Source organism: Actinoplanes sp. OR16 (genome assembly GCF_004001265.1).
In the GTDB taxonomy this organism is placed as follows: domain Bacteria; phylum Actinomycetota; class Actinomycetes; order Mycobacteriales; family Micromonosporaceae; genus Actinoplanes.
Genome location: NZ_AP019371.1, coordinates 8855699 through 8879120, shown reverse-complemented (window position 1 = coordinate 8879120; position 23422 = coordinate 8855699). Strand labels below are relative to the sequence as shown.

The following is a 23422-nucleotide window of genomic DNA, read 5'->3' as shown; positions in this document are numbered from 1 at the left end:
CGCTGTGATCCGTTCTCTTAGTCGTGGGCGGGGCGTAGCTGCCCCGCGGTGACCGATGAAGGCGGTGGCGATGCTGATCCTGTCCCTGCTCATCCTCGTTCTGGCCGGCGCCTGTGTGCTTGCGGTGCGCGGGGTGCGCGCGGATGCCCAGGCCGAGGCCGAGCCGCTGAACATCCCCGAGGCGCTCTTCGCTCCGCAGAGTCTCGAAGGGGTGCTCTGCGCGCAGCTGCTCGACGGCGAGATCACGCGGCAGCAGTACGTGCGATCGATGGCGGGCCTCGCGGCGCGCGACGACGAGCGGCATCCTCTGGTGGTTCCCCGCTACGAGGAGTGAGGTTCGCAAGAGGCGAAGGCCCGGCTGATGCCGGGCCTTTTTCGTGCGTCTTGACATGTGCCGATCGACGGTCATTAATGGAAACACTGTTTCGGAGAGTGTTACGGATGACCGATGGAGGTCCCGTGCCCCGTTTCCTCGTGGCGCTGCTCGTGTCCGCAGCCGTCCTGCTGACCCCTTCCCCCGCCCAGGCCGCTGCCGTCGAGGTCGACGGCGCCGTCACGATCCCCTGCGCCGGTTCGACGCTCAACCAGGACGCCGACTGGTTCTTCCCCGCCACCACCACCCCGGCGGCGCTCGTCTACCTGCAGCACGGCTTCTCCCGCTCCAACACGAACGTCGCCGACCTGGCCCGTAAATACCAGGCCGCCGGTTTCCTGGTGTTCACCCCGGCCCTGCCGTCGTCCAACCTGTACGGCTGCACCGTCAACAACACCGGCAACAACACGGCGTTCCTCAACAACGTGGCCGCCCTGCTCGGTTCCTCAGGCGCGCTCGGCGCCAGCTATGCGGCCGCCGCCGCCACGGCCGGGCGCTCCGGCACCACCCTGCCGTCCTCGTTGGTGCTGGCCGGGCACTCCGCCGGCGGCGAGGCGGTCACTCACATAGCCAACCGATTGCGTACGGCGTACCCGGCCACTTTCTCGGCACTCAAGTTCCTTCAGCTGCTCGACCCGGTGAAATCCCCGTCCGGCACCAACATGGCGGACGGCCTGACCGGGCTCTCCGGCACCAGCCTGCCGATCCTCACGATCTCGTCACCGCCGTACCTCTCCAACAGCAACGCCAGCGGCACCGTCGAACTCCAGAACAGGATCGACCGCCCGTTCCTCGGGGTCCGCCTCACCACCGGCAGCCACTGCGACGCCGAAGGCGCCACCACGAACTTCCTCTGCACCCTGACCGGTGGCGCCTCGAAGGCCCCGAACGTCAGCGCCCTGCAGACCCTCGCCGTGAACTGGGCCCGCGACGCGGTCTCCGGCACGACGACCGCCACGTATTACCCCGGTGGCTCCTATTACCAGGGCCTGCTGACCTCAGCCGTCATCGAGACGATCAGCTGACCTGACGTCCCTCTGCGGTACGGCCGGCAGGACTGGCCGTACCGCAGGTCCGGGCCGTCTGCTGTACAGCCACTCTCCGGCGGGCCTCCACCAGGCCGCATGGACGTCGGGAGTGCGCGGCGCCGCCACGTCAGCCGTTCCGGCGTCCGGGTCCGCTGCGGCACGGTTCGTCACGCCTTCGCTGCGGGATCGGCTGATCAGTGGAAACCTGTGGGGCCCGGAGCACCCACCACTTTCCACAAAGCGTCACCGCTCCAAGATCCGCCGTCACCGTTCGCAGTCGCAGGGCGCCCGCAGCGGCGGGGTGCCCGGCCCAGTCACCGGCGCGGTCACCCGGCGCAGCCCTCTGTCACCCCGGTATGCGGTGCGGTCGCCTGTCACCCGGCATGCGGCGCGGTCGCCTGCCTCCCGGTATGCGGCGCGGTCGCCCGCCACCCGGGTGCAGCCGCCCGCCGCCCGTTCCCGCCGCGGATCTTGGATGACCTTCGGCCTTCGAGGGTTCACCGCGACCGCGCTCGACGAGCACCGCCAGACCCGGATCAGCCCCAGCCCGCCAGAACGAGACTCCGCGAGTCCAAGATCTGCGGGGCGCAGCAGGGCAGGGCGTGGCAAGGCGGGGCGCAGCAGGGCAGAAGCATGGCGTGGCGCGGCAGGGCTGGGCAGGGCAGAGCATGGCAGGGCGCGGCAGGGCGGGGCGCGGCAGGGCGGGGCAGGGCGGGGAGGTGGCCGGCGGGAAGGGGGAACCGCCGGCCACCGGCTCGGTCAGCGGGCCACGAAAGTGCCTCGCGGGGCGCCCGTGACGACGCCGTTCTGGTAGGCGATCCGGCCCCGGAGGACGGTGGCGACCGGCCAGCCTCGGACCTTGCGGCCCTCGAACGGGCAGTGGTCCTGGCCGGACAGCAGCAGGTCGGTGGTGACCTCCTGTTCCAGGTCGGGGTCGACGATGGCGAGGTCCGCGTCGTACCCGGGCAGGAGGTTGCCCTTGCGGCCGTCCAGACCGTAGGCACGCGCCGGGTTGGCGGAGACGAGTTCGGCGACCCGGGCGGGGGAGAGGCCGCGCTTGTGCATGCCCTCGCTCAGCAGGATCGGGTAGAGCAGCGCGGTGCCGCCGAAGCCGGGGAGGGCCGGCCAGAGCTCGTCACCTTTCTCCTCTTCGAGGCAGCAGGCGTGGTCGGAGGCGACCCAGCCGACGGTGCCGTCGAGGACGCCGGCCCAGAGCGCCTCGTTGTCGGCCCGGGTGCGGATCGGCGGGTTCACCTTGCCGCCCAGGCCGGGAAGGGAGTCGTGGTCGAGGCAGAGGTGGTGCAGCGTCACCTCGAAGCGCATGTCGACGCCGGGCATCGCGATCCGCGCCTCGCGGGCGGCGGCGAGGGCCTCGCCGGACGAGAGGTGCAGTAGGTTGATCGCGCAGTCGGTGGCTTTCGCCAGGGTGGTGGCCTCGCCGATCGCGACCCGCTCGGTCAGCGGCGGGCGGGCGTCCGAGTACGCCTTCAGCGTCTGCGGGTCGCCGTTCGCGCGGACCCGGTCGATGAAGAGGCGCATCAGCTCGGCCTGTTCGCAGTGCAGCGAGAGGGAGACCCGGCGGTCGGTGGTGGCGTTCGTGGCCGCGACCGCCTCCATGAGCTGGTAGAGGTGGCCGAGGTCGTACTCGTCGCTCATCGTGAACGCCTTGGCGTCCCGGGAGTCGGCGGAGAGGTTGAAGCCCTTGTAGAACATGTAGTACTTGAACGAGCTGACCCCGCTGCCCTCGACCAGCGACGGCACCTCGCGGACCTGGGCGGTGTCCATCGGCGCCAGGTGGAAGCCGTAATCGGTCCAGGCGTGGCCGGCCACCGCGTCCAGCACCTCGGGGAAGATGTCGGCGTACGCCCCGGTCTTGTTCAGGTAGTGCTGCCCGGTACGGAAGTAGGACAGCACCGTGGTGGCGCCACCGACCAGCGACGACCGGGTCTCCTCGGCGGCGTCGACCGCGAGGTCACGGTAGATGCCCAGGTGGAAGTGGGCGTCGACGGCGCCGGGGAAGACCAGCTTGCCGGTGGCGTCCAGAACCTCCGAGGCCTCGTCCGCAGCAAAGGAGCCGATCGCGGCCACCTTGCCGTCCTCGACCGCCAGGTCGGCCTCGACCGTCCCCAGGTAGGGCACGACGAGAGTGCCTCCGCGTACCAGTAGATCGTAACGGCTCATCCGGCCCAACCTCCCACAGGTGTTTCGCACACAGTAACGAGGTTTCCCTTAATGGAACAGAGCGGTTAGGGTGTGTCATGCCCGCCGCTGACAGCCCCCTCACGGGCGTACGGGTCGTCGACGCGTCGACCCTGTTCGCCGGACCACTGGCCGCGACGATCCTCGGCGACTACGGCGCCGACGTTCTCAAGATCGAGCACCCGGCGAAGGGTGATCCGGCGCGCGGCCACGGGCCCGCGAAGGACGGTGTGCCGCTCTGGTGGACGATGCTCGGCCGCAACAAGCGGACGATCACCCTCAACCTCGGCAAAGCCACCGCTATAGCGAAAAATCTCATTAAAGACGTCGATGTCCTGATCGAGAACTTCCGTCCGGGAACCTTGGAGCGCTGGGGACTCGGGCCCGAGATCCTCCACGAACTCAACCCGAAGCTGATCATCGCAAGGGTCACCACATACGGGCAGACGGGGCCGTACAGCCACCGGCCCGGCTTCGGCACCCTGGCGGAGGCGATGAGCGGATTCGCCGCGATCACCGGGGAGCCCGACGGCCCGCCGACGTTGCCCCCGTTCGGTCTCGCCGACGGCATCGCCGCACTGACCTGCGCCCAAGCGATCATGACGGCCCTCTACGACCGGGACGTCCACGGCGGACCGGGACAGGTCATCGACCTCGCCATCGTCGAGCCCATGCTCACCGTCCTCGGCATGCAGGCGATGGTCTACGACCAGCTCGGCATCGTGCAACAGCGGACCGGCAACCGTTCGGTCAACAACGCGCCCCGGAACACCTACCGGACGGCCGACGGCAAGTGGGCCGCCGTCTCGACCAGCGCCCAGCCCATCGCCGAGCGGGTGATGCGCCTGATCGGCCGCCCCGAGCTGATCGACGAGCCGTGGTTCGCGAGCGGAGTGGGCCGGGCCGCGCACGCGGACGTGCTGGACGAGGCGATGAGTGAGTGGATCGGCGCGCGAGACCTGAAGGACGTACAGGAAGCATTCGAACAGGCCCAAGCCGCCATCGCACCGGTCTACGACATCGCCGACGTCTTCGAGGACCCGCAGTTCCGGGCGCGCGACTCGGTGACGACCGCGCATGATCCGACGCTCGGGCCGGTGCGGATGCCGGGCCCGCTCTACCGCATGTCGCGCACGCCCGGCCGGATCCGCTGGACCGGCCGGCCGCGGGGCGCGGACACCGATGATGTGCTCGCCGGCCTCGGCTACGACGAGGAGCAGCGGGCGGCGCTGAGGGCCGAAGGGATCATCTGAATGAAGGTTTTCGACCTCGCCCAGCCGATGCGGCGGGGCATTCCACAGTCGCCGAACCACCCGGCGTACCACCACTCGCTGGTGCGCCGGCACGGTGACATGGTGCGGGCCGGCGGCGGTTCGGCGGCGAACGACGTGCTGATGATGGGTACGCACGTGGGCACGCACGTCGACGCGCTCGCGCACGTCTCCCAGGACGGCCTCCTGCACGGCGGGATCGTCGCCGCCGACGTGCAGTCCGACGCCGGTTTCTCCCGGCTCGGCATCGACGAGTTCGCGCCCTACGTGGGCCGGGGTGTCCTCCTCGACGTGGCGCGCGTGCACGGCGTCGAGGTGCTGCCGGCGGGCTACGAGGTGACGGCCGCCGATCTCGAGGCCGCCCGCGGCGACCTCCCGATCAATCCGGGGGACGCGGTCCTGGTGGGCACCGGCTGGTCGAGGCGCTTCGGCGAGGGCGCGTCCTTCCTGGGTACGTCGACAGGCGTGCCCGGCCCGGGCGTGGACGCCGCGCGATGGCTCGTCGATCGGGAGGTCGCGGTGACCGGCGCCGAGACGATCGCGTACGAGCACCTGGCGCCCGGCGCGGGTCACGCGAGCCTGCCGGTGCACCGGATCCTGCTGGTCGAGGCCGGCATCAACATCGTCGAGACGATGCTGCTCAGTGAGCTGGCCGACGCCGGGGTGACGGAGTTCCAGTTCATCCTGGCGCCGCTCAAGCTGGTCGGCGCGACGGGTTCGCCGGTCCGGCCGCTGGCGGTCGTCCAGTGACGGCGCCCCTCGCGCACGAGCTGGGGGAGTTCGCCGCCGGGGTCGACCCGCCGGAGAGGGTGCGGGCCGACGTACCGACCCGGATCTTGGATGTTCTCGGGAACGCACTCGCGGCGTACGCGGAGAAGGACGCCGACGCCGGACCCGCCGGGATCAGGGCGATGCGCCGCTGGGGTGGCGTGCCCGAATCCTCGGTGCTCGGCTACGGTGACCGGCTTCCGGCGCCGAACGCCGCGTTCGTGAACGGCGTGCTCGCCCACTCGCTGGACTTCGACGACACGCACCTGCCGTCGGTGCTGCACCCGAGCGCGTCGGTGGTGCCGGCCGCGCTCGCCGCCGCCGAGGCCGGCGCGCCCGGCGACCTGATCGCCGCGATCGCCGCCGGCATCGAGGTGACGAACCGGCTCGGCATGGCCGGCTGCGACCCGGACACCGGCGCGAATCTGTACTTCGAGCGCGGCCAGCACGCCACCTCGATCTGCGGCACGATCGGCGCGGCGGTGGCCGTGGCCCGCCTCTACGAGCTGGACGCCGGGCGGATAGCGGACGCCATCGGCATCGCCGCGTCGATGGGCGCCGGTGTGCTGGAGGCGAACCGGACCGGCGGCTCGGTGAAGCGGGCGCACTGCGGCTGGGCGGCGCACGGCGGCGTGGTGGCCGCGACCCTCGCCGCCGAAGGGCTGACCGGGCCGCCGACCGTCCTGGAAGGACGCTTCGGCTTCTTCACGGCGCACACCGGGCGGTTCGACCCGCCGGCCGTGACCGACGCCCTGGGCGAGCGCTGGGAGCTGCTGCGGACGGTCTTCAAGCCGTACCCGTCGAACCATTTCACCCATGCCGGGATCGACGGCGCGCTGGCCCTGCGCGCGGCCGGGCTGGACCCGGACGACGTGGCGGCGATCGAGCTGGGCGTGGCCGAGCCGGTGCTGCGCACGATCGCCGAGCCGCCGGCCGAGAAGGCCCGCCCGCGGACCGGGTACCACGCCAAGTTCTCCGGGCCGTACACGCTGGCCGTGGCCCTGACCGGCGGCACCGGTCTGGGCGTCGGCCTGGACGACTTCGCCGGTCTGGACGAGCGGCGGCTGGAGCTGGCCGCCAAGGTGCGGGTCGTCGCCGACCCGGCCGCCACCGCCGCGTTCCCGCGCGCGTTCGCCGGGGTGCTGCGGGTGCGGACGACGGGCGGTCACGTCCTCGAGCATCGGGTGGACAGCTCCCGCGGCGGTCCCGGGCACCCGCTCAGCGCCGCCGAGGTGACGGCGAAGTTCACCGGCAACGCGATCCGGGCGCTGGACGAGGACGCGGTGGCGGCGCTCGCCCGGGCGGTGGCGGCGCTGCGTACCGGCGGACCGGTTTCGGCGCTGTTTCCATTTCGGGAAACAGTGTTCCGCCATGCGAAATAGAGCTGGTCGGTGGGTTGACACAGCTGTTGCGGAACGCGTTTATTGATCCCACACAAATGGAAAACGCCGTTTCCCTATGGGAAACGGTTGGCGAACCGGATGTGTACCGCGCGCAAGAGCGCCGCCGCCGGTGACGGCGGGGGCGCACCCATCTGAGAGAGGGGACGCGGCACCACCCATGAAAAGCATCGTACGAAGGACTCTGGCCTCCGCGGCCGGCGCGGCGCTGGCTCTGGCCGGCGTCGTGGCCGTCCAGGCGCCGGCAGCCGCTTACGGTCCCACCGCCAACTCCCTCGGGTGCCGGATCTACTTCAGTGACGCCGGCACCGGAACCTCCCCGTCCGTCTGGGCGGACACGTTCACCCTGACCACGAACCCGGCGTCGCCGAAGCCCGGTCAGACGGTGAACGTGTCGTTCGTCGCGGCGGAAGGTTCCACCAACGGCCCGGTCCCGCTCACCGCGGGTTCGGTGCCCGTGGCCATCACGGTCGGCCTCTCCGGAAGCCAGACCGGGACGGTCACGCTCGCCCAGAACAACTACCCGTCCGGCGCTGTCGCGGCGTACGCCAAGCTCGGCGGCTTCACCGCGACCGGCTCGTTCGTCGCCGGCTCGCAGGGCGCCGTCGCCCTCACCGTCAAGCAGGTCAAGTTCGCCAACACCACGGCGTCCACGTACTGCTCGAACGAGGGCGACCGGGACCACAAGGCGTCGCCGGCCGACACCACGATCGTTCACAACGCCACGATCTTCGACGGCGGCGCGACGATCACCTCGATCACCGGCCAGAACGGCAACACCGCCGCTCGGGCCGCCAACACGATCAACTTCTCGGTCACCGGGCTCGAGCCGAACGCGACCCTCACGGCGTCGCTGAAGGACAGCTCCGGTGGCGGTACCGCCGAAGGCAGCGGCACCGGGTCCACCGGCGCGAACGGCGCCGGCACCGGAACACTCGTGGTACCGGCGAACGCCACGACCGGCACCCGGACGCTCTCGGTCTCCGACGGCACCAACACCGTCCTCGTATCCATCACGATCCTCGGCACGCCGACGATCACCATCACGCCCTCGGGCGGCGGCGCCGGCACGGCGATCTCCGTCAAGGGCACCGACTGGGACCCGGGCACCGTCGTGGCGGTCCGTGGTTACCAGGCGCTCACCGGCGCTCCGCCGCCCCCGCCCACCACCGACGCGGCGGTCGCCGCCACCGCGACGGCGACCGGCGGGATCAGCACCTCGTTCACGGTCAACGACAAGGCGACCGCGTACATCGGTGCGGTGGCCGGCCGGCTCTTCGCCCTGGCGCCGTGGACCGCGTCCGCGGACGCCTGCACGGCGAAGGAGGCGAACGCCGCGACCGGTTCCTGTGATCTCAAGTACGAGCTCTCGGAGACCGTCACCGGTGGTTCGCTGTCGATGTCCCGGGGCACCGGCTCGAGCACGATCCTCTTCACCGGGGTGACGCTGAACGGCACGGCGCAGGTCGCCACCGGCAAGCTGCCGGCGATCAACGTGACCGACAACCGGGGCAGCACCCTCGGCTGGGAGCTCGCGGCCGAGGTCACCGACTTCACCGGCGTTCCCGGCGGCACCATCCCGGCCAGCGCGCTGACCTGGACGCCGTCCTGCACCGACCACACCGGCGCGACGAACGCCAGCGTGGCGGCGGCCGGTACGGCGGGCGCGCCGGTCAACGAGGCGACCCTGTGCTCCGGTCCGGCCAGCTCGGCCGGCACGGTCACCGGCGGCTCGTTCGACGCGTCGGCCGATCTGTCCCTCACGGTGCCGGCGATCCAGCTCGCGGGCACCTACACGGCGACGCTCACGCTCACGCTGAGCTGACCCGTGCCCTTCTGAAAGGGGTGAGGGGCGGTCACACCGCCCCTCACCCGACCCCTTGGAAGGAAGCACCGATGCGCAAGATCGCGGCCGCCCTGGTGATCGCAGTGATCGTCCTGCTCACCCCGGCTCCTGCCGCCGCCACCGGCAACGGGGAGTGGGCGGTCACCCCGACCCCGGCCGAGAACCCCGGCCCCACGCCGAGGCTCTACTTCTTCCTGGACGCCGAGGCCGGCGAGACGGTCAAGGAATCGGTCCGGGTCACCAACCTGACGACCAAGCCACGGTCGTTCGTGATCTACGGCGCGGACGCGTACAACACCGCGCGCAACGGCGGATTCGCCATCCGGACCCGGGCCGACCAGCAGAAGGATCTGGGCGCCTGGGTGACGTCCCAGGTCACCGCGGTCGAGGTGCCCGGGCGGACCAGCGCCGACATCCCGTTCACCATCGTGGTGCCCGCCAACGCCACCCCCGGCGACCACGTCGGCGGCATCGTCGCGATGGAGGCCACGGCGAGCGTCTCGGCCCAGGCCGACGGCGCCGCGGTGAACATCCAGCGCGCCGTCGCCGCCCGGGTCTACCTGCGGGTCGCCGGCGCGGTCGTGCCCGGCCTCAGCGTCACCGATCTGCACCTGGACGCCCCCGCGCCGCTGCTGCCGACGATGACGCCCGGGCAGCTCGAATACACCGTCGCGAACGTCGGCAACGTGCACCTGGTCCCGTCCGCCGAGGTCAAGGCGACCGGCCTGTTCGGCCACCGGATCACGATGGAGGGCGCGACACCGGGGAGCGACATGATCCCCGGCGCGCAGGGCACGTTCGCCATGACGGCGACCGGCATCTGGCCGGTCGACGTGGTCACCACCACCGTCACGGTCCGCGCCGAGGGTGACGTCTTCGCGCAGCGCTCGGAACGTACGTTCGTCGTCTCCTGGACCGCCGTGGCGCTGCTCGTGGCGCTGGCCGTCGCGGCCGGGTGGATGATCCGGCGCCGCCGCCGTGCCCGGGAGCTCCGCCCGCGCGGCCTGGTGGCCGCCCGATGAGGACGGCGCCCGTCCTGGTCCTGGCCGTCGTCGCGACCGCGCTCCTCGGCACGGCGACGGCAGCCCGGGCCACCGGCCTGGTCGCGACCCTGTCGACCGGCGAGGCGAAGCCCGGCGAGACCGTGCGGATCACCGGCGAGGGCTGGTCACCCGGCAAGCTGCTGCAGTTCGTCACCTGCGGCGAGGGCGGCCTGACCGGCTCGTCGGCCTGCGACACCCGGGCCGGCGTGGCCACCCCGGTCCGTGCCGACGGCAAGTTCGTCGTCGACATCCAGGTCGGCGACCCGCCCCAACCCTGCCCGTGCGTCGTGCACATCGCCGAGGTGCAGAGCGCCACCAACGCGGTGAACCTGCCGCTCACCATCACCGGCCACCCGGTCGGCGAGATCCCGAGGGCGGCGACCGCGGCCCGTGAGCTGACCGTGCAGCAGGCGACGCTCACCGGCGGCACCGCGGCCTCCTGGTTCGGCGCGCCCGACCACCTGAAGCTCACCTACACCGTCCGCAACCCCGGCGAGGTGGCGCTGACCAGCGCGACCGTCCAGATCCGGCTCGGCGGGGGCGGCGACGACAACATCTTCCACCAGGAGGTGGTGGAGAACCTCGGACCCGGGCAGAGCCGGACGTTCACGGTCCCGGTCGAGCTGCCGCTCGCCGCCTTCGGGCAGTACGTGGTGAGCGCCGACGTCAGCGGGCTCGCCCCGGTGAGCGTGCGGCACGAGGCGTACCCCTGGGGTCTGCTCCTGATCAACGCGGCCGGGATCGCCCTGATCGTCTGGGGGCTGATGCGCCGGTTGAGCCGGCGGCGGGTGCTGCGCGACCTCAACCCGGCGGACGCGATGCTCCCGGCCGTGGTCCGGCTCGGCAGCCTCGGTGGCTACCTGGTCTTCGACGACGCGCCCGGCGCCCGGCGGCTGGGCCGGCACGCCGGCGCTCAGCTCAGTCTCGACAACCTGCGGGCGCTGATCGGCGAGGGCAGCGGGCCCGGCGCCGGCGACTCGGTGCTCGACCTGGACGCTCTCGGCCACGTGCTGGCCCGGCGGTACCCGCGCGGGATCTCCCTGATGGAAGAGGACAAATGACAGGCCGGAGACTCGACGCGCCGCTGCTGATGAGGCTCGGCGCTGTGCTGCTCGCGATGGTCGTCGCGTACACCGGGTGCGCCGCGCTGATGCCGGGCGGCAACGGAGCCGTGCGGACGTCCGCGACCGGTGCCGGGCCCGGTGTCACCGAGGACAGCGTCAAGGTCGTCTTCATCGGCACCGACCTGACCAAGACGGCGTCGCTCACCGGTTTCACCAACGCCGACGTCGGCAAGCCGAAGGAGCAGGTGGAGGCGCTCGCGAAGTACATCAACGCGAACGGTGGCATCGCCGGGCGCAAGCTGGACGCGGTCTACCGCGAGTACGAGGCGAGCAACGACTCACCGGCCGCCGAGACCACGCTGTGCAGCCAGATCACCCAGGACGACGAGGCGTTCGCCGTCGTCCTCACCGGTCAGCTGCAGTCGAACGCGCGGCCCTGTTACGCGCAGCGGCAGACGCTGATGCTGGACGCCACCCTGATCGCCAACGACAAGTCCACCTTCTCCTCGCTGTCGCCGTACCTGTGGACCGCGACGTTCCCCGAGTACGACGCGTTCACCACGTCGTTCTTGACCGTCCTCAAGAAGCAGAAGTTCTTCGACGGGCGCACGAAGGCCGGATTGGTCGCCGCGGACACGCCGGCGAACAAGGCGGTGTACGAGAAGATCGTCGAACCGGGCCTGCCCGGCGTCGACGTCACGGTCAGCTGGATCGACACCACGTCACTCGGCACGCTCAACTCCGGCCTGACCCAGGCGGCGGTCAACTTCCGGGGCAAGAAGATCGACCGGGTCTTCTTCCTCGGCGGGGCCCGGATCGCGCCGTTCTTCATGACATCGGCCGCCGCGAACAGCTACACCGCCAAGTACGGGATCTCCACGTTCGACAGCCCGAGCTTCATGGTGTCGAACCCGGGCACGATCCCGCCGGCGGCGCTCAAGGGCATGGTCGGGGTCGGCTTCGCGCCCGGGTACGACGTGCCGGACAGCGAACTCACCTTCCCGGACACCGAGGCCGAGAAGAACTGCCAGAAGATCTACTCCGAATCCGGGATCACGTTCCAGGCCCGGGAGAACGCCCGGGTGGCGTTCACCTACTGCGACGCGGCGCTGCTGCTGCAGTCGGCTGCCGAGGACCTCGGCCCTGATCTCAACGCCGCCGCCTGGGCCGCCGCCGCGCAGGACGCGGAGTTCGCCACGGCGGCCGGACTCGGCGCGTACGCCGGCGGCTACGCGGCCGGGACGGCGTACCGGGTGCTGAAGTTCGACGACGAGTGCGGCTGCTTCACCTACGACGGGCCGGTGACCAGCCTTGGACAGTGACATCGTCCTCAAGGTCGACGGGCTGAACGGCGGCTACGGCGACATCCAGGTCCTGTTCGGCATCGACCTGACAGTCAGCAAGGGCGAGACGGTGGCGCTCTGCGGCCCCAACGGGGTCGGCAAGTCCACGCTGGTGCGGATGCTGTGCGGCCTGAACCGGCCCAGCGGTGGCACGGTCACGCTCCTCGGCCGGGACATCACCACGGTCGCCGCTCCGAAGCGGGTCAAGCTCGGCATGTCGACGGTCATCGGGCAGCAGGCGTTCGGGTCTCTGTCGGTTCGCGACAACCTGAGACTCCACGCGTACCCCAATGGGAAGGACGACGACAGGGTCGCCACCGTCGTCGACGGCGCGCTCGCCGTCTTCCCCCGCCTGCTGGCCCGTGCCGACCAGCCGGCCGCCAACCTCTCCGGTGGCGAACGGCAGATGCTGGTCCTGGCGAAGACGCTGATCCAGCGGCCCAGCCTGCTGCTCATCGACGAGTTCTCGCTCGGCCTCGCCCCGGTCGTCGTCGGCGGCCTGCTCGAACTGGTCCGCCGCCTGGCCGCCGCCGGGGTCGCCACCCTGGTCATCGAGCAGTCGGTGAACGTGGCGATGTCGATCGCCGACCGGCTGCTCTTCATGGAACACGGCACGATCATCGCCGAGCACACCCCGGCCGAGCTGCGTGCGACCCCCGATCTGGCCCGCCGCCTGGTCCTGGGAGGCCACGCCGCATGAGTTACCTGGGGTACGACTTCGGGTTCGACCGGCTCGCGGTCGGGCTGTTCACCGGCCTGACCTACGGGCTGCTCGCGATCGGCATCGTGCTGGTCTACCGGTCCAGCAGGTTCGTCAACTTCGCGCACGGCGCGATCGGCGTCTTCGGCGCGGCGGTGCTGGCCCGGCTCACCGACGGCATCGCGTTCTGGCTGGCGTTCCCGATCGCGATCATGGTGGCCGGCGCGCTCGGCGCCGGCATCGAGATGTCGGTGGTCCGCCGGCTCTCCGGCCGCCCCCGGGTGATCGGCATGATCGCGACGCTCGGCCTGGCCCAGTTCATCCTGGTCCTGGCCCTGCTGGTGGACCGGGACAGCTTCTCCGGGGCCACCTATCCGAAGCCGCCGGGGCTGCCCGCGTTCAGCATCGGCACCACGGCGGTCGGCTCCTCGCTCACCGCGATGCTGGTGCTCACCCCGGTGCTGCTGGCCGGGCTCGCGTTCTTCCTGCGCCGCACCAAGTACGGCATCGCGATCCGGGCCGCCGCCGACCACCCGGACGCGGCCACCGTGAACGGCGTCCCGGCGCCCCGGATGACCAGCCTGGCCTGGGCCATCGCCGGTGGGGTGGCGGCGTTCTCGGCGATCCTGCTGACCCCGACCCAGGGCGTGCAGTCGATCGAGTCACTGGGCCCGCAGCTGCTGCTGCGCGGCCTGGCCGGCGCGGTCATCGCCCGGATGTCGTCGCTGCCGATCGCGTTCACCGCCTCGATCGGCGTCGGCGTCCTCGAACAGGTGCTGCTCTCCAAGGAGACCAGCGGGTTCGTGGACGTCGTGCTCGGCCTGGCGATTCTCGTCTCGCTGCTGCGGCAGCGGACCGGCGGGCGCAACAACGAGCAGAACGCCGCCTGGCCGCGCTGGGAGTCGGCGTCGTCGCCGGCGGCCCGGATCGGCCTGGTGGTGCTCGGTGTCGTGGCGGTCGGTCTGGCCTACGTGGTCAGCAACTCGACCGCCTCGGTCCTCACGATGATCTGCGGGTTCGCCATCGTCGCCCTCTCCGTGATCCTGGTGACCGGCATCGCCGGCGAGCTGTCGCTCGGCCAGTTCGCGTTCGCCGGGATCGGAGCCGCGGCAGCCATCCAGGTCGCGCAGGCCACCGGCAACATGCTCACCGGCGTCCTGGCCGGCTGCGCGGCCGGCGCGCTCGCCTCCGTCCTGGTCGGCGTACCGGCCCTGCGGCTGCGCGGCGTCGCTCTCGGCGTCACCACGCTCGCGTTCGCGCTGGCCACGAGCGGGTGGCTGCTGCGGCAGACGTTCCTGCTCGGCGACGGGCTCACCACGCCGTACCCGGTCTGGCGCGACTACGTCGTCAGCGTCTCCACCGACTACTACCTGTTCGCGCTGATGCTGTTCGTCATCGGCTGGGTGGTCACCGCACGGCTGCGCCGCGGCGGTTTCGGCCGCCTGCTGCTGGCGCTGCGGGACAACGAGGAGGCCGGGCGGGCGCTGACGGTCGCGGCCCCGGTGCGCAAACTCCAGGTGTACGCCGTGGCGGGCGCCCTGGCCGGGCTCGGCGGAGTCGTGATCGGATTCGGTCAGTCGCAGTTGTCGATCAACAGCTTCCCGGCTTCCGCGAGCATCGACGTGGTGGCGATCGCGGTGGTCGGCGGCCTGTCCCGGACCGGCGGCGCGCTGCTCGGGTCGATCGTGATCGTCGGGCTGCCGGCGCTGTTCCCGCTCGGGATCGCCGGCCAGGCCGTCCTCACGCTGGGCTGGCTGCTCGTGGTGATCTTCCTGCCCGAGGGGCTCGGCGGGCTGCTGGCCGGCCTGCTGAAGAGGATCCCGGCGGTTCCGCCGAGTCGCCTGCGATGGCCCTCGGCCACGAGGCGGCCGGACGTCACGCCTGATCGAGGGGACCATGCTCTGCCCGCACCGAATCGGTCTGGTCCATGGCGTGTGCATCATCTGCCCGCTGACCCTCTCGCACCCACGGTGGGCTCCGGCCCGCTGCTCGAAGTGGCCGGGATCCGGCGGTCGTTCGGAGGCGTCAAAGCCGTCCGGGATGCCACGTTCACCATCACCGAGGGCGAGATCGTCGGCATCATCGGCCCGAACGGCGCCGGCAAGACGACCCTCTTCGAGATCCTCGCCGGGTTCACCGGATCCGACGGCGGCACCGTGCGCTATCAGGGCCGGAACATCACCGGGTGGACACCGGAACGCCGGGCGCGGGCCGGCCTCGTGCGATCGTTCCAGGACGCCCGGCTCTTCCCGGCGATGACCGTGCGCGAGGCCGTGATGGTCGCCGGGGAGAAGTCCGTCCCGTCGAGCCTCGTCGCGGACATCCTGGGTGACGACCGGGGTTCGCTGCGCAAGGCCGCGCTCGCCGAGGTGGCGCTGCGGGCCATGGGACTCGAGGACCTGGCCGAGCGGACCGTCGGCGAACTCTCCACCGGCACCCGCCGCATCGTCGAACTCTGCTGCCTGCTCACCCTCGAACCGCGCCTGCTGCTCCTCGACGAGCCCTCCTCCGGCCTCACCCAGGCCGACGGGGTCGCGCTCGGCGAACTGATGCTGCGGGTCCGCGACGAGCTCGGCACCACCGTGCTCGTCATCGAACACGACCTGCCGCTGCTGTCCCGCGTCGCCGACCGGCTCATCGCCATGGACGCCGGCAGCGTCATCGCCTCCGGTCCGCCCGACGAGGTCCGGTCGCATCCCGCGGTCGTCCTGTCCTACCTCGGCACCGATGAGGCTGCCGTCGCCCGATCCTGAATCTGGGGGTAACACGTGATCTATATCCGTATGGCGTTCGCGGCACTGATCTGTGCCGCCGCGACCCTGTTCGTGGTGGCCTCGCCGGCCTCGGCCAAGGCGACCCTGAAGGTCTCGAAGACCACGGGCCTGAAGGACGGCGACTCGATCACCGTCTCCGGCACCGGCTTCACGAAGAACCTGACCGACCTGGCACTCGGCCAATGCGTCAAGAACCCGAAGGGCCCGACCGACTGCAACCTGGCCGGCGGCGCCGTCTTCGCCAAGACCGACGGCAGCGGCAAGACCGACAAGGTGACGCTCAAGCTGGCCACGTCGTTCAGCGGCAAGGACTGCGGCACCGACGGTTGCGTGATCGCCGCGCAGCTGCTGCCGTCCAGCCACGACGCCGCCACCGTCGCCGCGAACGCCGTCTCCGTGAAGATCGTCTTCGGTTCCTCCGGCGGCGGCGGGACCACGACCACCACGGCGCCGGTCGCCAGCAAGTCGCCCGCGGCCGCCGCCACGTCGGATGCCGATGACGACGACGAGGCCCTCCCGCAAACCGGCCCGGGCATGGAGTGGGCGACCGTCGTGCTGATCGGAACCGGTCTGCTGCTGCCGGGCTTCGGCCTGCTCGCCATGCTCCCGGCCCGCCGCCGGCGGATGTCGCTGTAACCCTCGGGGGCGGTTCAGGGGTGTGGGGCCGGCTTTGCGCGGGGCAGGTCCCACACCCCCGATCCGGCCGGTGCACACGCCGACGCCCGCCGTCCACGACGTGGCCGGCCGGCAGCACCGCTGGTCCGGTCCACGAGCAACGAGCTGTGGCCCATTGCTGCCGGAACGACTGGCCGGCAGCAATGGGCCACAGCTCGTTGAGCAGTCAAGGGTTCGAGCGGCAATGGGTCACAGCCGCTCACCGGAGGGCTAGTAGTCGCGGAGGAGGCTGCCCGCCCCGTAGACCTTGTCCTTGATGCCGTTCTCCCGCAGGGCCATCCACCACGTCGCCGCGTTGATGGCGATCACCGGTTTGCCCAGCCAGCGCTCGGCCTCGTCGGCCAGGCGGACCATGGAGAGGTTCGTGCCGCACTGGACGATGGCGTCGACGTCCGGGCCGTTCACGGTGAGGATGGCGGCTCGCAGCTCGTCCTCGGTCACGTGCGCGATGGAGACGGCGGTCGGGCACTTCAGGCCCTCGATCGCGGTGACCTCGAAGCCGATCTCGCCGAAGAAGCGGACCACGTTCTGGTCGCCGACCGGCTGGTACGGGGTGACGACGCCGATCTTGCGGGCGCCGTACAGCTTCAAAGCACGCTCGCAGGCCTCCGCGCCGGTCGCCACGTCGAGACCGGTGATGTCCTTGATCTGGGCGACGAATTCGCGGTTGCCCTCGACGCCGCCCCAGAAAGTCTCGGCGGACATGCCCATCACCATGTAGTCGGGTTCGCAGGTGAGCACCCGCTCGCAGGCGAACCCGATCTCGCCGCGGATCTGGACGAGCAGGTTCTCGAAGTTGGCGTCGTCGGAGAGGTCCTGGTTGCGGATGTGGATCCGGGAGAAGTGGGCGGTCACGCCGGGCACGGTCATCGCATAGAAGTCCGGCTCGACGATGGTGTTCGTCGACGGGGCGATGACACCGAACTTACGGCGCCAGCCGAGGGCGTCGGTCATTGTGAGGCTCCAATGAGTGCGGGCCGGGAGACGGCCCGGAGGGTGAGCCAGGCGGCGATCAGCAGGCAGCCCTGCGCGGTCGTGTTGATGCCCTGTTCCAGCCATTGGAAGGCCAGGGTGTGGTGGCTGTCCGAGCCGCGCAGCGGCACCAGTCCCATGACCAGCACCAGCCCGAGGACGTAGAGCGAGACGGCCCACCACTGCTGGTAGCGGGCCGCGATGACGGCGCCGAGGACGCTCACGGCCGTGACCCCGAGGGTGGCCGCCACGAAGAGCGGATTGAGGCCCTGCCCGAGGATCGATCCCGCCACGCAGAGCGCGAAAGCCAGGGCGAAGGGCCAGACGTGGGTGCGCTTTCCTCGTCGTACGGTCACCGCCAGTGCCCACGCGAGCAACGTGGCGCCGGCCGCCATCAGTGGGAACAGCGCCTGCTCGAAGAGTTTCCAGTCGCCGATCTCCGCCGAGTAGGCCAGCTTCCAGACGCACTTGGCGATCCCGCCCGCGCCGATCAGCACCGCGCCGACGAGACCGGCACGCTGGGCGGCGGGTGTCGGCGCGGTCCGGCTCAGCAGGGCGAATCCGACCGAACCGAAGATGACCGGCACGAAGTCCTCGACCGCCAGGATGATCGGGTAGTCCATCAGGCCGGCCCTCCGGCGAACACGTCACGCTTGGTGAACGCCGCCGTGGCGAACCGGTAGGCGACCTTCCGATTGGTCAGCCAGGCCACCCGGCCGCCGTTCTTCGTGCCCGCCAGCACGCGACGGGCGAGCCACGGGGTGACCGTCTCGACCCGGTCGGCGAGGATGTTGAAGATCTTCTTCGCCTTCTCCAGCTCCTCCGGCTCGTAGTCCCGGGTGAGCAGGTCGGTGACGACCATGCCGGGGGAGAGGAGGCCGACCTTGACCGGCTTGTCCTTCAGCTCCTTCGCCATCGCGAGGGTGGCGTAGGTGAGGCCGCGCTTGGTCGCGCCGTACGGCGTCAGGCCGGCCACGATCTGCCCGTTGGAGCCGAGGCCCTCCATGTTCCAGAGCGCGCCGTGCCCCTGGGCCAGCATCCGTTCCAGGACGACGGCGCTGGCCTGCAGGGTGCCGAGCAGGTTGAGGCCGACGACGGTGTCGATCTCGGCGGGGTCGAGCTCCCAGAGCGGCTTGCGGGAGTTGGAGAGGCCCGCATTGTTCACCCAGATATCGACTTTTCCGTATTTTTCCACCGCGGCGTCCCACACCCGGCGGACGTCGTCGCGGTCTGTCACGTCGGCCTGCACGAACAGCGCCTCGGACGGCCCGCCGGAGGACGCCGAACGCCCGCAGTAGACCACCTGAGCACCCTCGGCCAGGAACGCCGTGACGAGCCCCCGCCCGATTCCCCGCGTCCCGCCCGTCACCACCACCACGGTCATGAGTCCCACTCCAGAAGGCCGTGCAGGACCCCGTCCAGCTGACCACCATCGGACAACTCGTAGACGACCGCCAACCGGCGACCCGCCGACATCCCCGGCGCCGCGTCGATCGAGAACTCCCGGCCCTTGATCTTCCAGACGTCGGTGAGGTGCAGGGACTGGAACGACGCCCGTCCGAAACCGATCGCGTTGCCCCACGCCTCGGGACCCTCGAAGAACAGCCGGTTGCCGTCCCGCCGGGTCTCCACCGTGAACGAGCGGTCCAGGCCGGCGCCCTGCCAGGTGACGGTCCTGCGGGTGCGGAGCAGATCGATGGGTGTGAGCTCCACGCGTACCGAGACAGTGCCTCTCAGTTTTTGATCCGAACCCCACAGCTCCAGCTCACCCGCGAAGGCGCCGGCCTGTTTGGTGGGCAGGATGTAGGGGACCGGGCCGTTCCGGGTCTCCGCCTCGATCAGCGCGTCGACATTGGACGGCACGCGGGTGTAGAGCCCGTTGAAACACCCCACCACCGACCAGCCCTGGTAGAGCACCGACGAGTAGACCTGGGTCTCGCCGTCCGGCAGCACCTGGTTCCAGGTGTTCAGATCGACCTGCCAGCCGGGCCCGTAGTAGTGCGAGTCGACGAAGCTGCCATAGGGCTGACCGGTCCCGAAGAAGTCCGGACCGGTGTAGACGCGGTTCTGATCGGAATCGACCACGCCGAAGGAGAAGGGCGCGCCGAGCCGGAACTGCCCCGCGAGCGGGCCGCCGCCGATCAGACCCCCATCCATCCTGTACGTCGTGACGCCGTCCACGAAATCCGACGACCGCCGGATCTCCTCGAACCCGCACCACGTGCCGGTGGCGTCGAAGAGTGACGGACGCCCGTGCCACTCGCCGGCGATCCGCTGCTGCCAGACGCTGGGCTCAGTCATTGCTCACCAGGGCCAGGCGTACCGACTCGCTCTGCTCCTCACCGAGGAGGCGGACCGTCTGCTTCCAGACCGGGTCGATCTCCGGGCTGAACAACAGGGTCCGGTGGGCGGCGTCGCGCTCGGCCGTCCCCTCGGCCTTGACGCCGCTCTCGACGAGTGCGGCCCAGTGGGTGAAGTAGGCGTCCACGGCGTCACCGATGCCTTCGAAGGCCGCCTGGGTCGCCCGATTCACGAGCATCCAGGGAGACATGAGGGCGTATTGCCGGGGCGTCAGATGTGCCGGTGTCAGGCCTTCGCGTGCGCTGACCGCCTGATACATCCCGGTCAACGGCTCGTACACCTCGTCCAGGTAGGGCAGCGATGTCGCCAGGTCGATCCGCGGAATCAGGTCGAGGTGGAAGGCGTAGTCGTCGCCGTTCGCCACCGAGTCCAGGGTGAAGTGGGGGACGCCCGACGAAGGGTCGGTGAAAGCGAAGATCATGTGGCTGTCGAGGCCGATCGGGGGAACGACAAGCCCGACGTTGACGATTTTCACCACCGCGCCGGTGCCTCGCCAGATCTTGATGTGGCCGACGGGTGCGGGGCTCATCGGCGAGGTGAGAGGGCGATCCTCGGCGAGCGGCAGCGGGAACCGATCGAGGATTCTGGAGAGTGTGGTGTCGGACAGGGCGCCGGGCAGGCTCACTTGGATTCCTCGGTCTCGTCGTCGGCGCCCATGAGCCGCGCGGCGGCCACGGTCGGATGCTCGCCACGGGCCTTGTGCACCCAGGCGCGGGCCAGCTCCGGGCTCTCCCGGCGGGCCGGCGAGGGGATGACCGTCGCCGTCCGGCGGGGCACGTCACCGGTGATGAAGTCCTCCTCGTTGAGCAGCCAGCCCTTGTCGGCCAGCTCCTGACGACGGCGGCGGTACTCCACGGCGATGATGTCGCTCTTGATGTGCAGCTCGGCGCCGAGGTCGAACGGGAGCAGCTCGGGCCGGACCTTGTCGACCACCGCGGCGTCCTCGTAGAAGATCCGCAGGGTCCGGTTGATCGCGTCCTTGTCGGCCCACTTGCCGGTGAAGAAGGTCCGCAGCGCGACCCACTTGACCAGCGTGTGCGTCTCGTCGATCGGGATGTTGGTGTCGTAAATGATCATGTCGCCGATCGGCAGCCGCACGTGCAGCTTGATCATGTTGGGCAGCATCCAGCCCGCCGACGTGGTGACCGGCGGCCGCTTCTTCAGGTCGTTGCCGAGCAGGCGGCCGAACTTGCCCCAGAGGCCGGACGGCTTCGGCGGGTGCAGGTCGACGGTGGCGAACGCGGACCACTCGTCCGGGTGCTCCACCTCGTAGTCGGGCACCTGCGGCATGTCCGGGTTGCCGAACCGGCCGGCGTGCACGAACGGCGCGTGGGCGATGTCGCAGCCGTTCTCCAGGATCCGCTCGTAGTTGGCGTTCCAGAGGAACTCGCCGGTCACGACCCGGAACTTGCCGCCGTTCTCGACGAGGTCGTCGAACTCCGGCCAGACCGGCATCGGCGGGCGCTCCTCCTCGGGCAGATCGCCCATGAAGACCCAGACGAAACCATATCTCTCCTGTACGGGGTACGAGTCGACGCGCGCCTTCTTCGGGATGCCGCGCCCGGGCAGGTTCGCCGGGATCTTCGTGCACCGGCCGTCCGGCTCGTATTCCCAGCCGTGGTACGGGCACACGATCTTGTCGTCGTTCAGCCAGCCGCCGGAGAGCGCCGCGCCGCGGTGCACACAGAGGTCGCTCAGTGCGACCACCCGGCCCTGCTTGGGGGTGCGGTAGACGACCAGGTACTGCCCGAGCACGGTGAGCCGGGCCGGCTTCGTGGTGACCTTGTCGGAGAACTCCACCGCGTACCAGAAGTTCTTGAGCATGGCAGTTACCTCCGCCGGATCCCGGCGATATCGGGGGACTGAAGGGCCTTGTCGAGCGCGTCGCCGGCAGCGCCGCGCAGGTGGATGTCGAGGAACGCCGCGGTCACGTCGGCCAGGGCCGCGCGGGTGGCAGCCGGGTCGGTGGTCGCGACATCATCGAGGAAGGCACGTGCCGCCGTCTCGTCGACCGGGTGCACGATCCCGAAGTGGTTCGCCCCCGCGAAGGTGACCTGCACGGTGTCGCCGCCGGCGTCCGGGAGGGCCTCGTCGAACGTCCGGCTGATCGGATCCCGGGCCGCGGAGGGCGAGCCGTACCGGTCGGCGGATCCGTTGATCACGCCGTCGTTCTCGCCGTTCATCAGCAGGACCGGGCAGTCGACCTGGGCGGGCAGCACGGTGCCGGCCGGCCAGCCGAGCATCGTGGCGACCATGGTGTGCGTGCCGTAGGCGGCGACCGCCTTGACCGTGGGGAAGAAGCGGGCGCTCTGCAGGATGACGGTACCGCCGGCGGAGTGGCCGACGAGCCCGACGTCATCGAGATTCAGCAGGCCGGCCAGCGGGCCGGTGATCGATGCGAGCGCTTCCAGCACGGCGGGGACGGACGGTGTGGTGGCGCGGGTCCCGTACGCATCGGGCGTGGCGGCCGCAAGCTCCACGCCCGGCGTGATCCCCCGGAGGCCGCCGAAGAGCTCACCCACCCAGTCATAGGTGACGGCGACGTAACCCCGCGAGGCGAGCTCGACCGCGAGCCAGCGGTAGGCCTCCTGGCCGACGTTGACACCCGAGACGATCACGACGACCGGGTATGGCGCTCCAGCGGGATCGGCGGGGAAGACTCCGGTCAGGCGCTCGGCATCCGAGCCGGTCGGCTTCGCCGGATAGAAGACCCGCAGGTGAGCGGTGTCGAAGGGCGCCTCCGCGCCGGGGATCGTGGCGGCCCACCAGATGGATCGGACGGTCATCACTCGGCCCCGGCCCGCGGAAGCTCGCGGTCGCCGCCCCAGAGGGCCCGGACCAGCTTGTTCGTGGTCTCCTCGCCGAAGAAACGGACGCCCATGACGTTCGCCGGGTCCCGTTCGGCGATGTTCCGGCGGATGGTCTCATCGGTCGTGGCGAGCGCCGCGCGCTCCTCCGAGGGCACCGGTGCCGCCTCGTCGACCCACCGCAGCCACCTGTCGACGTGCGCGTGCGCCCGCTGCGAGACGATCTCCAGGTTGCGCTGCGACCGCTCGAACGAGTAGCAGTACGCCGTCGGCGACAGGCTGGCCCGGATGAACCCGGCCCGGCTCACGAAGTATTCGAACTCGGGGTCGGCCCGCAACTCCAGCCACTCCTCGTCGAGCTGCGAGTAATAGGCATCGAAGTAGTCCGCGTCCTCGACCATGTTGGTCCGCGGCACCGAGTCGAGGTAGAACCAGCCGCCCGGCCAGACCAGCAGCGCGATGCCCAGGTGCGGCACCTTCACCTGCGGACCCAGCCACGCCGTGAGGTGCAGGTTGGCGAAGCTGGCGCCCGGGTTGCCGATCCAGGAGTGGACCAGCCAGTCGATCTCCGGGCCGGCGTAGGCCTCCAGCGACCCGCCCGGGCCGTCGGGATAGGTGCCGTACGTCTGCAGGTCGACGGTGGACGGGTCGCGGGTCAGCTCGAACCGCGCCTCGATCTTCGCCTTCAGGTCGGCGAGCAGCTGACGGTAATAGTTGAACGTGTCGTGCACGTCGACGACCGGCGAGCCGTCGACCATGTCCTCCACGTGCTGGATCGTCTCCGCCACTTGAAACTCC

At 70.5% G+C, this 23422-nt stretch carries 21 protein-coding genes; 12 read left to right on the top strand and 9 right to left on the bottom strand.

Annotated features, from left to right (window positions below):
- Positions 1 to 70 precede the first annotated feature (70 nt).
- Positions 71 to 334, top strand: coding sequence for a hypothetical protein (locus EP757_RS40810; protein ID WP_232050263.1), 264 nt, complete (start codon positions 71 to 73; stop codon positions 332 to 334).
- 125 nt (positions 335 to 459) lie between these two features.
- Positions 460 to 1398 (top strand): alpha/beta hydrolase, encoded by a 939-nt coding sequence (locus EP757_RS40805; protein WP_232050262.1) that lies wholly within the window; start codon positions 460 to 462, stop codon positions 1396 to 1398.
- Positions 1399 to 2160: 762 nt separating this feature from the next.
- On the opposite strand, the gene EP757_RS40800 is transcribed toward EP757_RS40805, so the two are convergent.
- Entirely contained in the window at positions 2161 to 3582 is a 1422-nt protein-coding gene (locus EP757_RS40800; RefSeq protein WP_127553675.1) for a dihydroorotase family protein, read from the bottom strand.
- 77 nt (positions 3583 to 3659) lie between these two features.
- On the opposite strand from EP757_RS40800, the gene EP757_RS40795 reads away from it, so the two are divergent.
- The 10 genes from EP757_RS40795 to EP757_RS40750 all read left to right on the top strand — a co-directional run bounded on the left by EP757_RS40795 (position 3660) and on the right by EP757_RS40750 (position 16445).
- Entirely contained in the window at positions 3660 to 4853 is a 1194-nt protein-coding gene (locus tag EP757_RS40795) for a CaiB/BaiF CoA-transferase family protein (protein ID WP_127553674.1), read from the top strand.
- Complete coding sequence (locus EP757_RS40790; RefSeq protein WP_127553673.1) at positions 4854 to 5621, top strand: cyclase family protein; 768 nt, start codon at positions 4854 to 4856, stop codon at positions 5619 to 5621.
- Positions 5618 to 7021 carry an MmgE/PrpD family protein gene (locus EP757_RS40785; protein ID WP_127553672.1) on the top strand — a complete coding sequence of 468 codons (1404 nt, stop codon included), beginning with the start codon at positions 5618 to 5620 and terminating at the stop codon, positions 7019 to 7021. Before EP757_RS40790 ends, EP757_RS40785 begins: the two co-directional genes overlap by 4 nt.
- Before the next feature lie 178 nt (positions 7022 to 7199).
- Positions 7200 to 8864 carry a WxL domain-containing protein gene (locus tag EP757_RS40780; protein ID WP_127553671.1) on the top strand — a complete coding sequence of 555 codons (1665 nt, stop codon included), beginning with the start codon at positions 7200 to 7202 and terminating at the stop codon, positions 8862 to 8864.
- Positions 8865 to 8935: 71 nt separating this feature from the next.
- The gene (locus EP757_RS40775; RefSeq protein ID WP_127553670.1) at positions 8936 to 9907 is read left to right on the top strand and encodes a WxL protein peptidoglycan domain-containing protein; all 972 of its coding nucleotides are present in this window, start codon (positions 8936 to 8938) and stop codon (positions 9905 to 9907) included.
- Positions 9904 to 10989 (top strand): hypothetical protein, encoded by a 1086-nt coding sequence (locus tag EP757_RS40770; RefSeq protein WP_127553669.1) that lies wholly within the window; start codon positions 9904 to 9906, stop codon positions 10987 to 10989. The genes EP757_RS40775 and EP757_RS40770 overlap by 4 nt, the downstream gene beginning before the upstream one ends.
- A complete protein-coding gene (locus tag EP757_RS40765; protein ID WP_127553668.1) occupies positions 10986 to 12314 on the top strand; it encodes an ABC transporter substrate-binding protein in 1329 nt (442 codons plus the stop codon). Before EP757_RS40770 ends, EP757_RS40765 begins: the two co-directional genes overlap by 4 nt.
- A complete protein-coding gene (locus EP757_RS40760) occupies positions 12304 to 13035 on the top strand; it encodes an ABC transporter ATP-binding protein (RefSeq protein WP_127553667.1) in 732 nt (243 codons plus the stop codon). The genes EP757_RS40765 and EP757_RS40760 overlap by 11 nt, the downstream gene beginning before the upstream one ends.
- On the top strand, positions 13032 to 15788 hold the full coding sequence (locus EP757_RS40755) for an ATP-binding cassette domain-containing protein (RefSeq protein WP_127553666.1): 2757 nt from the start codon (positions 13032 to 13034) through the stop codon (positions 15786 to 15788). The genes EP757_RS40760 and EP757_RS40755 overlap by 4 nt, the downstream gene beginning before the upstream one ends.
- 15 nt (positions 15789 to 15803) lie before the next feature.
- The gene (locus EP757_RS40750; RefSeq protein WP_127553665.1) at positions 15804 to 16445 is read left to right on the top strand and encodes a neocarzinostatin apoprotein domain-containing protein; all 642 of its coding nucleotides are present in this window, start codon (positions 15804 to 15806) and stop codon (positions 16443 to 16445) included.
- Positions 16446 to 16694: 249 nt separating this feature from the next.
- Here the strand turns inward: EP757_RS40750 and EP757_RS40745 are convergent, their stop codons facing one another.
- From EP757_RS40745 to EP757_RS40710, 8 genes are read right to left on the bottom strand one after another with little or no spacing between them, the layout of a single operon-like run.
- On the bottom strand, positions 16695 to 17438 hold the full coding sequence (locus tag EP757_RS40745) for an arylmalonate decarboxylase (RefSeq protein WP_127553664.1): 744 nt from the start codon (positions 17436 to 17438) through the stop codon (positions 16695 to 16697).
- Positions 17435 to 18079 carry a hypothetical protein gene (locus EP757_RS40740; protein ID WP_127553663.1) on the bottom strand — a complete coding sequence of 215 codons (645 nt, stop codon included), beginning with the start codon at positions 18077 to 18079 and terminating at the stop codon, positions 17435 to 17437. Before EP757_RS40740 ends, EP757_RS40745 begins: the two co-directional genes overlap by 4 nt.
- The gene (locus tag EP757_RS40735) at positions 18079 to 18840 is read right to left on the bottom strand and encodes an SDR family oxidoreductase (RefSeq protein ID WP_127553662.1); all 762 of its coding nucleotides are present in this window, start codon (positions 18838 to 18840) and stop codon (positions 18079 to 18081) included. The genes EP757_RS40740 and EP757_RS40735 overlap by 1 nt, the downstream gene beginning before the upstream one ends.
- Entirely contained in the window at positions 18837 to 19757 is a 921-nt protein-coding gene (locus EP757_RS40730) for a hypothetical protein (RefSeq protein ID WP_127553661.1), read from the bottom strand. Before EP757_RS40730 ends, EP757_RS40735 begins: the two co-directional genes overlap by 4 nt.
- Complete coding sequence (locus EP757_RS40725) at positions 19750 to 20442, bottom strand: hypothetical protein (RefSeq protein ID WP_127553660.1); 693 nt, start codon at positions 20440 to 20442, stop codon at positions 19750 to 19752. The genes EP757_RS40730 and EP757_RS40725 overlap by 8 nt, the downstream gene beginning before the upstream one ends.
- Positions 20439 to 21641, bottom strand: a complete 1203-nt coding sequence (locus tag EP757_RS40720) for an aromatic ring-hydroxylating dioxygenase subunit alpha (protein WP_127553659.1) — start codon at positions 21639 to 21641, stop codon at positions 20439 to 20441. The genes EP757_RS40725 and EP757_RS40720 overlap by 4 nt, the downstream gene beginning before the upstream one ends.
- Positions 21642 to 21646: 5 nt before the next feature.
- A complete protein-coding gene (locus tag EP757_RS40715; RefSeq protein ID WP_232050261.1) occupies positions 21647 to 22603 on the bottom strand; it encodes a dienelactone hydrolase family protein in 957 nt (318 codons plus the stop codon).
- The gene (locus EP757_RS40710; protein ID WP_127553657.1) at positions 22603 to 23412 is read right to left on the bottom strand and encodes an oxidoreductase; all 810 of its coding nucleotides are present in this window, start codon (positions 23410 to 23412) and stop codon (positions 22603 to 22605) included. Before EP757_RS40710 ends, EP757_RS40715 begins: the two co-directional genes overlap by 1 nt.
- Between the last annotated feature and the right edge of the window lie 10 nt (positions 23413 to 23422).

Coding starts and splice junctions, on each gene's coding strand:
- EP757_RS40810 (WP_232050263.1), top strand. CDS start 71: ATGCTGATCCTGTCCCTGCTCATCCTCGTTCTGGCCGGCGCCTGTGTG.
- EP757_RS40800 (WP_127553675.1), bottom strand. CDS start 3,582: ATGAGCCGTTACGATCTACTGGTACGCGGAGGCACTCTCGTCGTGCCC.
- EP757_RS40795 (WP_127553674.1), top strand. CDS start 3,660: ATGCCCGCCGCTGACAGCCCCCTCACGGGCGTACGGGTCGTCGACGCG.
- EP757_RS40790 (WP_127553673.1), top strand. CDS start 4,854: ATGAAGGTTTTCGACCTCGCCCAGCCGATGCGGCGGGGCATTCCACAG.
- EP757_RS40780 (WP_127553671.1), top strand. CDS start 7,200: ATGAAAAGCATCGTACGAAGGACTCTGGCCTCCGCGGCCGGCGCGGCG.
- EP757_RS40775 (WP_127553670.1), top strand. CDS start 8,936: ATGCGCAAGATCGCGGCCGCCCTGGTGATCGCAGTGATCGTCCTGCTC.
- EP757_RS40770 (WP_127553669.1), top strand. CDS start 9,904: ATGAGGACGGCGCCCGTCCTGGTCCTGGCCGTCGTCGCGACCGCGCTC.
- EP757_RS40765 (WP_127553668.1), top strand. CDS start 10,986: ATGACAGGCCGGAGACTCGACGCGCCGCTGCTGATGAGGCTCGGCGCT.
- EP757_RS40755 (WP_127553666.1), top strand. CDS start 13,032: ATGAGTTACCTGGGGTACGACTTCGGGTTCGACCGGCTCGCGGTCGGG.
- EP757_RS40745 (WP_127553664.1), bottom strand. CDS start 17,438: ATGACCGACGCCCTCGGCTGGCGCCGTAAGTTCGGTGTCATCGCCCCG.
- EP757_RS40740 (WP_127553663.1), bottom strand. CDS start 18,079: ATGGACTACCCGATCATCCTGGCGGTCGAGGACTTCGTGCCGGTCATC.
- EP757_RS40735 (WP_127553662.1), bottom strand. CDS start 18,840: ATGACCGTGGTGGTGGTGACGGGCGGGACGCGGGGAATCGGGCGGGGG.
- EP757_RS40730 (WP_127553661.1), bottom strand. CDS start 19,757: ATGACTGAGCCCAGCGTCTGGCAGCAGCGGATCGCCGGCGAGTGGCAC.
- EP757_RS40720 (WP_127553659.1), bottom strand. CDS start 21,641: ATGCTCAAGAACTTCTGGTACGCGGTGGAGTTCTCCGACAAGGTCACC.
- EP757_RS40715 (WP_232050261.1), bottom strand. CDS start 22,603: ATGACCGTCCGATCCATCTGGTGGGCCGCCACGATCCCCGGCGCGGAG.